Raw genomic sequence first — 9,574 nt, 5'->3', positions numbered from 1 at the left:
TCGGCGTGCTCGGTGACGATCAGAAGGATGCCGTCGGCTCATCCGGCGAGGCCGGCGACAACGTCGTCTGCCGACTTCTGCGCGAGACGCAACGTCGCGGCAATCCGATGCTGGCGATCACCGACGTCTGCCTCTGCGAATACACCGACCACGGCCACTGCGCCCCGCTCGTCGATGGCGAGGCCGACAACGATGCAGCCCTTGCCAAGCTCGGACGGCAAGCTGTCATCCATGCCGAGGCCGGGGCGGATTGGGTCGCGCCCAGCGCCGCGATGGACGGCATGGTCGCCGCTATCCGCCGAGGTCTCGACGACGCTGGCCACCACCAGACGGCGATCATGAGCTACGCGATCAAGTACGCCGGCGCCTTCTACGGCCCGTTCCGCGACGCGGCCGCCAGCGCACCGTCGACGGGCGATCGCAAGAGCTACCAGATGGACCCGTTCCGCGGCACTGACGAGGCGATCCGCGAGGCCGAACTCGATGTGGCCGAGGGTGCCGATGTCGTCATGGTCAAACCGGCCGGGCCGTACCTCGACGTGCTGTCGGCGATGCGGCAGGCCGTCCGCGTGCCGACCGCCGCCTATCAGACCAGCGGCGAGTACGCCATGCACATGGCCGGCGGGCAGCAGGGCTGGATCGACCTCGACGCGGTCGTCATGGAGTCCACGATGGCGATGCGACGGGCCGGGGCCGATTTGGTCATCACGTACCACGCCGAACGCCTGGCCCGCATGCTCGCTACAGGAAGTTGAAGGAAACCATCGCCGCCAGCCACGCGAGCCAAGCGACGCCGAAGCCGATCACCACGCCGCGACGCGGTTTGAATCCACGGGGCTCGCCCGTCTCGCTCACGACGGTTCCGCCGGCTCGAGGAGACGCTCGGCATCGAGGCCGGTCGAAATTGAGTACTCCGACTCCAGCAGCGACATCGAAAATAGATCGTCGAAGTCCTCGCGTCGGTCGCCCTCTGTCTTCTGCAGCAGGTCGTTGTCGACGAGCAGAAAGACCATCTCGCCGAGGTCGCTGGTCGTGAAGATGTTCCAACGCTCCAGCACCTGCCGGGCGAGCAGGCCCCAGTGTTCGGCGGCGAGGTCGAGGACGGCCGTCGAGAGCTGCCGGGCGGAGACGTGGTTCGGGTGATCCTCTCCGCGAAGCTCGGAGTGTTCTTCGGCCAGCTTGTGGGCGTCCACGCCGTGCGTCATCTCGACGGCCCGCCCGAGTGCGGCCTGTAGGAAGTGGAACGCCTCCAACGGATACCGACCGTCCGACTCGATGATGTCGACGTACCGGCGGACGGCATCGCGGGCTTCACGTACCTCTTTGAGCACCTTCGGGCCGACGGCGTTGCTGGAAGATGTCGAAGCCGCGGACGGGCCGGGATCGGCAGGCATGCGATGGAACATACAGCCCGAGGTCGCGAAGCAAAACCCTCGTCGCCGCTGCGTAGCCATAGCGTGGCGTCGATGCGTCGGATCATTCGGGCAGGGCGGCTTGCAGCGATGCGGCCGATGGAACCGGCAACGGTGGAGCGGGACCGCTGGATTCTGATCGAGAATGGCTTGATTTCCGCCGTGACGTCCGATCGGGGAGATTTCGACGCGGAAGTGATCGACTGGCGCGACCGGCTGGTGCTGCCAGGGCTGGTCAATGCCCACACGCACCTGGAACTCTCGCACCACCGACCGCCCGCGGATCAACCCGGGCACCTGGCCCAGTGGCTGCTTGGTGTCCGCCCGACGACTGCGGAGCAGGCGGCCGCGTCCGCTGCGGCTGGTGCGTCAGAGTCGTTGTTATTCGGGGTGACCACAGTGGGCGATATCACAGCCTTTCCCGCGGCGACGCGCGCTGCGTGGTCAGGAGAGTCACCACGCCGCGGCGCCAGCCGCGGATCGGTCACGGGTCCAGAATCCGCGGCGTCGCTTCGCTCGCTGAACGTCGTCAGCTTCGGTGAAGTCCGCGCGATGGCGACCCGTCGCGACCAGATCGATCACCAGCTTCCCGCAGCCCTCGCCGATGGAGGTGCCGTGTCGCCGCATGCGCCGTACTCGGTGGAGCCCCAGAGTTATCGCTGGTGTCTCGCGGCGGCCGAACAACGCGGCGTCCCGCTGGCGACGCACCTCGCAGAGACACGCGAAGAGGCCGACTTCCTCCGCGACCACGCCGGACCCTTTCGCCAGCTCTGGGAGACCATCGGCGGGTGGGACGACGACGTGCCGACTTTCGACGGCTCTCCTCTTGCCTTCGCGAAACACCTCGGCCTGCTCGACGCCGCCGTGCCCGTCGTTTTGGCCCACGGGAACTACCTGGAGCCGGGCGACCTCGACCACCTCGCCGCCGGCCGGGCGAGCGTCGCGTACTGCCCGCGGACGCACGCCTACTTCGGCCATGATCCGCACCCGCTGGTCGAGCTGCTCGCCCGCGGCATCAACGTCTGCCTCGGCACCGACAGTCGCGCCAGCTCGCCCGATCTCGATTTGCTCGCGGAGGTCCGACACGTTCACGAGCACCGTCCTGACGTCGACATCAGCACGATCTGGTCGATGGCGACCTGGCGCGGCGCAGCAGCACTCGGACTGACAGGTGTTGCAGGCTCGGTCGCCCCCGGCTGTCGCGCCGACCTCCTCGCACTTTCCGATCCAAGTGGCGACGCCCCGCTTGCCACCGTCTTGCAGGACATCGGACATCGCACCGTCCTCTGCTCGGGAGAAGAACCATCGCGTCTGAGCAGGTAGCTGCGAGCCTGCGGCTCGCAGTCTCGACTGCGATCCGGCTGCGAGCTGCAAGCTCGCAGCTACCGTTGCCTTGCGACCTCGACACCGTTCGAGACTGATACCCACATGGCTCGAAGCCTCGCAGCCTCGCTCACCCCGATCGTCCGAGCCCGCGCAACGGCCATCTGCCTCGGCATCGTCTCGTCGTTGCTGGGCCTGGGCATCATGATCTACGACGGGCTGCTCGTCAGCCTGCCGCAGCACCGGCTCTTCTGGCTGCTCCTGGGCGGCCTGGCGTTCTACGGACCCGGCGCCGGCTACCTGCTCGCCTGGTGGGGTCTGGGCAGCGGCCGGACGTGGGCCCTCCGCATCGGCATGCTCGCGGCCGCGGTGCAGATCGGCGTCGCGATCGTCATCGCCAGCGGCCACGGCTTCGGCAAGCTGCCGACCTCGCCCATGGTCATCGCCGAATGCACCCTCTGGGCCGCGGCCTGCGTGATCCTGATCGTCCAGCTCAAGCGAGCAATGCCGTGGGTCCGGACGGACGCGGAGTCACACCACGGCTTCGAAGTCCAACCGGTGCCCGGACGGTAGGAAGCGCAAGGTAGAGCCTGCTTCGTTTGATAAACAGCTCACTCACTCCTGTCGGATGCAGAAGGACTGGACCTAACTGAGAAAGACGAATTGCAACGTCGGTCATAGACCACGCGCTTGCATTGGATCAAGGGTCATGATCAAGTGCGTCAATGGCACTTCCATCGAAAGGTGATCCCGACCGCCCGCTCCATTTGGCGGCACGCTCGATGAACCTTCTTGCGCTTATCCTGATACTCTTTGGGATTTTAGGAGTCGTTGGCGCAGCTCTGGGTGGCTCTGCCTTCATAATCGCTATCACTATTGTCTATCTCGGAATTGGAATCGGCTTTCGAGTCAGCGGTCGCTACCTCGTACGTCATCGACGGTGGGCACTGATCGTTGGCATTGTGCTTGCGTCGCTGGCGCTTCTCGGAAGCGTTCTTGCTCTCGTGGCGGATTTGGCGGCGCTGATTCTGACACCGGGTCGGACGATTGGACTCTCGTTCGCAATCGCGGTCATCATGGTCGCCGCGTTTGGTCAATTGCTCTACCACCTGAACCTCGGCTTCGAGGCGATCTCTGCCTGGGAGCGACGTGGCGGTACCGAGCGCGAACGAGGCTTCGAACCGATCATGGCTCAGCCGATTGACAGCGAGCGCCCGAAGTAACCCTGCTTCATCGCAGTCTTCGCAAGGCTCAGCGTCTCTTCTGCCACGGCGTTCGCCCGGGTCGTCCCCGCCCGCAAGGCGTCGATCGCGTCGGACTCCGTCACGGCCTTGGAGCGGTCTCTGATCGGGGCGATCAATGCTTCCAACACGTCGACCAGGCGCTTCTTCACATCGACGTCGCCGATCTGGCCCTTGCTGTACGCCTCGCGCGTCTCGGCGACCCAGGCCTTGTCGTCGTTGAACGTCTCGTGAAACGCCCAGAGCGGGTTCTTGGTCGGGTCGGTCTCGCCGGGGTCGGTCTTGCGGAGGCGATTCGGGTCGGTGTACATGCCCATCACCTTCTTCTTGATAACGTCGGCCTCGTCGCGAAGGAAGATGGCGTTGCCCAGGCTCTTGGACATCTTGAGCAGCTGGCCGCCCTCGTTCGGGGCACCGAGGCCGACGAGGCGTTTGACGCGGCCGAGCTTGGGTTCGATGACGGGGAGGGTCGCGCCGGTCGCGTACTCGGCGTCGTCGGCGTGCGGGTCCATGCCGTCGTAGGTCTGGCCGAACTTGCGGGCGACCTCGCGGGTCAGCTCCAGGTGCGGCAGCTGGTCCTCGCCGACAGGCACGACGGCGGGGCGAAAGGCGAGAATGTCCGCCGTCTGGCCGACCGCGTAGAGCGGGAAGCCGAACGGGTAGGTCTCGCCAAGGCCCTTGTCGCCGATCTCCTGCTTGAGCGTCGGGTTCCGCATGACGCGGTTGAACGGCAGGAGCATGCTGAAGAAGAACGTCAGCTCATCGATCGCTGGCACCTCGCTCTGCAGGACGAAGCTCGACTTGGCCGGGTCGAGCCCGACGGCGATCCAGTCGATCACGATGTCGATGACGCTCTGCCGGATGCTGTCCGGATCGTCGGCGCGCGTGGTGAAGGCGTGCTTGTTGGCGACGAGAAAAAAGCACTCGTGCGTGCTCTCGTTCTGCAGGGCGAGGCGATTCTCCAGGCTGCCGACGAGGTGGCCGAGGTGGAGCTGGCCTGTGGGGGTGTCGCCTGTGAGCAGTCTTGGCCTGGCGGTCATGCCAGAAGGTACGCAGCCGCTCGGGTGCGTCAGCCGCGGATGACGACGAAGGCGATCACCGCGACGGCGTTGACCGTCGTCACGAGCCCGATCTTGCCGACGGCATTTCGGACGTCGTCGCCGGCCTTGTCGAGCGGGCGAGCGAGCCACGCGAGCGGTCCGAACCAGAAGGGCGTGGACGACACGGCCCGGTCGATGGAGCCGGTGGGGCGATCTTCCATCGCGCCGTCGGCGCTGATGCCGTCGAACCGCTCTTCGGACTCGTTGAGCTTCGGGATGGCGGGCAGGCCGTCGTCCTCGCCGGGCATCATGCCGTCCTCGGCAAGCTCAGAGGCGACGGCTGCGGCGATGGCGTCGCCGGGCTCATCGGCCGCGACGGTGTCGTCGGTCTTTGCGGAATCGCCAGCGAGCAATGCGTCCAAGACGTCGTCTGATGCGTCGTCGCTGAGCGCGGGCTGCGGCAGGGCCGGTTCGGAAGGCAGGCCCTCGCCGAGCATGCGATCGATCGCCTCGTCGGCCATCGATGCGATCACGTCATCGGGAGATCGGTTGTCGGTGTCTGGCATCGTCTCGCTGGGCACGGCAGCGTTGACGTCGAATTCGACATCTTGCGCGTCAAGTGCCGCCGTCGCGAGGCAGATTATCGGCCCGCAGGCAAGGCGTCGAGCGCGCCGTCGCCGAGCACGTAGAAAGCGATCGCCGCCCCGACGGCCAGGATCAGGAGGATCGGAATGATCCAGTTCCACGGGAGCCGCCCGAGCAGGCCGAGCATGTTCGGCCGACGGTCGAGGTTGAAGGCGGTCGCCAGCTCGCCGGTGGTGAGCAGAGCGTCGCCGCCGTCCTCGGCGTCGGTGACGGCGACCTTGGCCGCCCGGGGTCTTGGCGGGCCGATGGGTGACTTGTTCTCGCCGATGTGGGCCTTGCGTGCACCGACGCCGCGGACGGCAGGCGTGGGCTGGGTCGGCATGTCGGATCGGTCGGTCACCTGCCCGGTCTTGGACCGCGCGCCGAGCCCAAGCGACTCGCCCGTGTCGGCAACTTCGAGCTGCTGGTCGGGATTGCTCGGCGGTTCGATGAGTGCGCCGCAGTACAGACAGAAGTCGTCAGGTGTCTCCCCCGCCTTCAGAGGCGGTAAGGGACGGTTGCAGTTCCAACAAACTCCAAACAGGTGGGCGACGCCGCGAACCCGCGCTGCGTAGGTCCACATCTGGTGTGTCACCGGCCCACGGACGACGCTGTCGGGCTGGACGCGGCCCTGCTTGGTGAGTTCGCGGAGGACGTTGAACTTCATGCCCGGCGCGAACGGATTGCCGGTCTGCCGGAGGAACCATGGCCCGATTCGGCGTGTGGTGGCGGAGCGTGTGGTGTCGTCATCCTCCATCCCGCAGGCTTCACATGGACCTTTGCCACTGGCGTTTCGGTGTCCGCAGAACGGGCAGACGTGCCCCCGGAGCCGGCCACGCAGCTCCTGCGGCGAGAGGACGGTCTGCTGGTTGGTCGTGGTCGCCGCCTCGAATGCCTCGACGGGCGAGCGCGGCGCCGGCCGTTTGGGTTGCGGCGGAACTTCTGCGGCGTTTTGCGTCTCTTTGGCCGGAGGGCGGCGGCGTGAGGCGGTGCGCTCGCGTGGGTCGGCCGGCTTGCCCCGCATCGCTGAGCCATTCGCCGACGTCACCTGCCGTGGGGCGGCGTCGCCCTTTCGGGATTTGGCTCGTTGTGGGTCGGCCGGCGGCATGGGCGAATCGTGGCGTGAAGACCGGAGAACGCGTCGACGTGATGCACAACGTACCAGCAACCCGCCCGACGGCGAACCCGACCGACACGTGTGACGTCCGCCTCACCCGTATCATCGGCACGACCCGCGCCGCGTCGAGCATGATCGCAGCCCGATAACGATTCGCCTACCTTGCCGCATGGCTCCTCACGGAAGTGACGACGTCCAAATCCGCTCCGCCACGCCCGCGGACCGGGAACTGGTGGCCCGTCTCCGCGCTCGCTGCTATCGGCCGTCGTACGCCGACGAGGAGGCACTGCACAAGTACATGGACGACGAGCGCGGCGACTTGGACAACGGCGACATCCTGCTCACCAGCCGTGGCGGACGCGACGTTGCAACGACGACGAGCTTGCGCGGCGAGATGAACGTCCGCGGCACGGTCCTCCCGTGCCAGGGCATCGCCTGGGTCGGTACGACACACGACGCCCGACGGGCCGGGGGTGTTGCGAGCCGGACGATGCACCACGCGATCAACCTCGGCCGGGAGCGCGGCGAAGCGCTCTCGAGCCTCATGCCGTTCCGCGCAAGCTATTACGCCAACTTCGGCTACGGCATCTGCGAGCGACGGGCCGACTGGAAAGTCCCTCCGGCTCTGCTGCCCAAGGGCGACACGAGCGGGTTTCGCCTCATCGAGCCAGACGATGACAACGCCCTCGCACAGATGGTCGATTGCCGGCGCAGCCAATTCGGCCACGCCCGACTCGGCCACGGCGATGTGATGTTCCCACACGCCGCTGACGCCGGCGTTCGGATGTGGCGCAACAACACGGTCCGCACGGGATACCTCTACGGCGACTTCGACAGCGACGGCTCGATGCGCGGCTGGCTCAACCTGATCCCGCGCGACGACGGGCCTCGCCGAGGCCTGGACGCAGAGTGGATGGTCTTCGACACGCCCGACGGCTTCATGCGTCAGCTGGCTTTCCTCGGCACGCTCAAGGACCAGTACGGCTTCGTCTACTTCACGACGCCCGCTGATCGGCCCATTCACTTGCTGCTTCGCGAAACGCACCTGCCACACCGCGCCGTGGAGCACGCGCATGCGACGTGTGCGATGAAGGCACGCAATCAGGTGCGCGTGCTCGATCATGCCCGCGTGCTGTCTGAACCGGCCTGGCCGAATGCCGAGCGAACCGGTTCGATGGTCGTCCGCATCGACACTGCCGACGAGGTCGCTGTGACGCTGAAGCTGAACGTCGAAGCCGGCCGTTGTGAGGCGACCCCGACGGACGCGTCACCCGATTTCACCTGCACCGACAACGCCTTTGCAGCCATCGCGCTGGGTGACGTCAAAGCCGCCTGGGCCGCGACGCACGGTCTCGCGTCGGGGATGCCGGGGTTGCTCGACGACCTTGGCAACGGACCGCTGCCGTTCTGTCGCGAGTACTTCTAATCGAGAAGCTTGTCTGGCTCGGAGAAGCAGTTAGCCGCCCGTGTCAGCGGGCGCGGGGGTGCAAGAAGACCGCCCGCTGACGCGGGCGGCTAACTGGGGGTCCTCTGGTTTTCAGACGTTTGTCGACGGTCCGAGCGATGGGTTTTTAGTAGCCCATGCCGTCGTAGTCGCTGATCGACGCGCCGTCGAGGCAGGCCTGGATGATTTCCTGGCCCTTCTTGTCGAGGTCGGGATGCTGGAACTCTTTGATCTGCTGGTGGAAGAAGTCGGTGAGGATCTTCTCGCCGTCCTTGAAGCCTTCCATGCCGACCTCTGGCTGCGTCTCGACCTGCAGGAACCAGTGGCCGATCTGCATGCCCTCGACCTGGATCGTGCTTCGCGTCCGGCCGAGCAGCGGGCAGGGCGAGTCGAGCAGGTGCTCGGGCGCGAACGCTGTCGCGCCGCGGCGGGCGAGGTACTCACGCGTGATCCACTGCGGGCTGAACCCGGTCTCCCAGCAGCCGACGTGCTGGTTGGGCATGAGGACGAACATGGTGTCCGGCGTGCCGAGGATTTGACGAAGGATGAGGTTCGCCTGGTCCACCTTGCGACCCGTCGCAAACGGCCAGTAGCTGCCGACGCCTTCGCTGGTCATGCCGCCGGTCTCGACGATCGACGGGTTGGCGTGACCGCGCGGAGCGACGAGTCGCCATAGCCACGCCAGGCTCGGCGGAAGCACGTGGAACATGCCCATAATGCCGTAGGTCGGGTTATCCTTCGTGCACGGAGGACACCGCACGCCGAAGCTGCGGACGTCGACCTCGACCTGATCGTTGACGATCCCGGGCATCGCCTGACGCGGCATCACCAGCCGCGGGTTCGGGCACGGCTTGCCCGGCTCGTCCATGATGTGCTCCCAGATCAACGCGGTCGCCTCGGGCTTGGCGTCGATGTTGAGGAACAGCAGCGGCTCGCTCGGATGAACGGTCACCCCTTCGAGGTGCGGGTCTTTGCCATAGTTCGTGATGTGGTTGACCCGCAGGAACCAAGCGTCCTCGGCGTCGCTGACGGTCAGCTTGTGCTGGCCGGGCGTGTTGAGGTCGTGGTCGTAATGGCAGAGTGCCATGTCGTCCGTGACGGGCTCGAGCTTGCAGCCGCGGGCCAGTGCGAGGTAGCGCGACTCGCCGGTGACGGTGTTGGTGCCCATACGTAGCCGGCCGTCGGCCTCGCGGTGCATGTGTTCGAGCATCTCGCTCTTGCCGCCGCCGCTTGCGCCTTCGTGCATGAAGACGGTCGCGTTGTCGTACGGCGTGGTGACGCGGACGGTCGAGCAGTGGGCGGTGACGAAGTCGTCCCGCTCGCCCAGGTTGAGCAGCATGCCGTAGATGCCCTTCTTGGCGGACGGGCCCGGG

Annotated in this window: 10 protein-coding genes; 5 read left to right on the top strand and 5 right to left on the bottom strand. The window is 66.4% G+C overall.

Annotation, left to right across the window (positions count from 1 at the left end; all coding sequences use genetic code 11):
* A partial coding sequence (gene hemB, locus AAGI46_12785; protein ID MEM1013084.1) for a porphobilinogen synthase occupies window positions 1–755 on the top strand: 755 nt, incomplete at its 5' end.
* Between the two features lie 96 nt (window positions 756–851).
* Here hemB and AAGI46_12780 read toward each other — a convergent pair.
* Window positions 852–1,394, bottom strand: coding sequence for a Minf_1886 family protein (locus tag AAGI46_12780; protein ID MEM1013083.1), 543 nt, complete (start codon window positions 1,392–1,394; stop codon window positions 852–854).
* Between the two features lie 72 nt (window positions 1,395–1,466).
* Between AAGI46_12780 and AAGI46_12775 the strand changes: the two genes are divergently transcribed.
* From AAGI46_12775 to AAGI46_12765, 3 genes are all read left to right on the top strand, one after another.
* Window positions 1,467–2,735, top strand: a complete 1,269-nt coding sequence (locus AAGI46_12775; GenBank protein ID MEM1013082.1) for an amidohydrolase family protein — start codon at window positions 1,467–1,469, stop codon at window positions 2,733–2,735.
* A gap of 105 nt (window positions 2,736–2,840) precedes the next feature.
* The gene (locus AAGI46_12770; protein MEM1013081.1) at window positions 2,841–3,308 is read left to right on the top strand and encodes a hypothetical protein; all 468 of its coding nucleotides are present in this window, start codon (window positions 2,841–2,843) and stop codon (window positions 3,306–3,308) included.
* Between the two features lie 152 nt (window positions 3,309–3,460).
* The gene (locus tag AAGI46_12765) at window positions 3,461–3,958 is read left to right on the top strand and encodes a hypothetical protein (protein ID MEM1013080.1); all 498 of its coding nucleotides are present in this window, start codon (window positions 3,461–3,463) and stop codon (window positions 3,956–3,958) included.
* Here the strand turns inward: AAGI46_12765 and trpS are convergent.
* The 3 genes from trpS to AAGI46_12750 all read right to left on the bottom strand — a co-directional run bounded on the left by trpS (window position 3,928) and on the right by AAGI46_12750 (window position 6,748).
* Window positions 3,928–5,016, bottom strand: a complete 1,089-nt coding sequence (trpS, locus tag AAGI46_12760) for a tryptophan--tRNA ligase (protein ID MEM1013079.1) — start codon at window positions 5,014–5,016, stop codon at window positions 3,928–3,930. The genes AAGI46_12765 and trpS overlap by 31 nt on opposite strands.
* A gap of 29 nt (window positions 5,017–5,045) precedes the next feature.
* The gene (locus AAGI46_12755) at window positions 5,046–5,582 is read right to left on the bottom strand and encodes a hypothetical protein (GenBank protein ID MEM1013078.1); all 537 of its coding nucleotides are present in this window, start codon (window positions 5,580–5,582) and stop codon (window positions 5,046–5,048) included.
* 74 nt (window positions 5,583–5,656) lie between these two features.
* Window positions 5,657–6,748: a hypothetical protein gene (locus AAGI46_12750; protein ID MEM1013077.1), complete on the bottom strand. Its 1,092-nt coding sequence runs from the start codon at window positions 6,746–6,748 to the stop codon at window positions 5,657–5,659.
* A 178-nt stretch (window positions 6,749–6,926) separates the two neighbouring features.
* Between AAGI46_12750 and AAGI46_12745 the strand changes: the two genes are divergently transcribed.
* The gene (locus tag AAGI46_12745; protein MEM1013076.1) at window positions 6,927–8,183 is read left to right on the top strand and encodes a GNAT family N-acetyltransferase; all 1,257 of its coding nucleotides are present in this window, start codon (window positions 6,927–6,929) and stop codon (window positions 8,181–8,183) included.
* A 145-nt stretch (window positions 8,184–8,328) separates the two neighbouring features.
* On the opposite strand, the gene AAGI46_12740 is transcribed toward AAGI46_12745, so the two are convergent.
* A partial coding sequence (locus tag AAGI46_12740; GenBank protein ID MEM1013075.1) for a DUF4914 family protein occupies window positions 8,329–9,574 on the bottom strand: 1,246 nt, incomplete at its 5' end.

This window comes from Planctomycetota bacterium (assembly GCA_038746835.1).
Taxonomy (GTDB): Bacteria; Planctomycetota; Phycisphaerae; order Tepidisphaerales; family Tepidisphaeraceae; genus JBCDKH01.
This window is presented reverse-complemented; position numbering and strand designations above follow the sequence as displayed.

Excerpts from the sequence above, each read along its gene's own strand:
- AAGI46_12780 (MEM1013083.1), bottom strand. The coding sequence starts at position 1,394 with ATGCCTGCCGATCCCGGCCCGTCCGCGGCTTCGACATCTTCCAGCAAC.
- AAGI46_12750 (MEM1013077.1), bottom strand. The coding sequence starts at position 6,748 with ATGCCGCCGGCCGACCCACAACGAGCCAAATCCCGAAAGGGCGACGCC.
- AAGI46_12745 (MEM1013076.1), top strand. The coding sequence starts at position 6,927 with ATGGCTCCTCACGGAAGTGACGACGTCCAAATCCGCTCCGCCACGCCC.
- AAGI46_12770 (MEM1013081.1), top strand. The coding sequence starts at position 2,841 with ATGGCTCGAAGCCTCGCAGCCTCGCTCACCCCGATCGTCCGAGCCCGC.
- AAGI46_12775 (MEM1013082.1), top strand. The coding sequence starts at position 1,467 with ATGCGTCGGATCATTCGGGCAGGGCGGCTTGCAGCGATGCGGCCGATG.
- trpS (MEM1013079.1), bottom strand. The coding sequence starts at position 5,016 with ATGACCGCCAGGCCAAGACTGCTCACAGGCGACACCCCCACAGGCCAG.
- AAGI46_12765 (MEM1013080.1), top strand. The coding sequence starts at position 3,461 with ATGGCACTTCCATCGAAAGGTGATCCCGACCGCCCGCTCCATTTGGCG.
- AAGI46_12755 (MEM1013078.1), bottom strand. The coding sequence starts at position 5,582 with ATGCCAGACACCGACAACCGATCTCCCGATGACGTGATCGCATCGATG.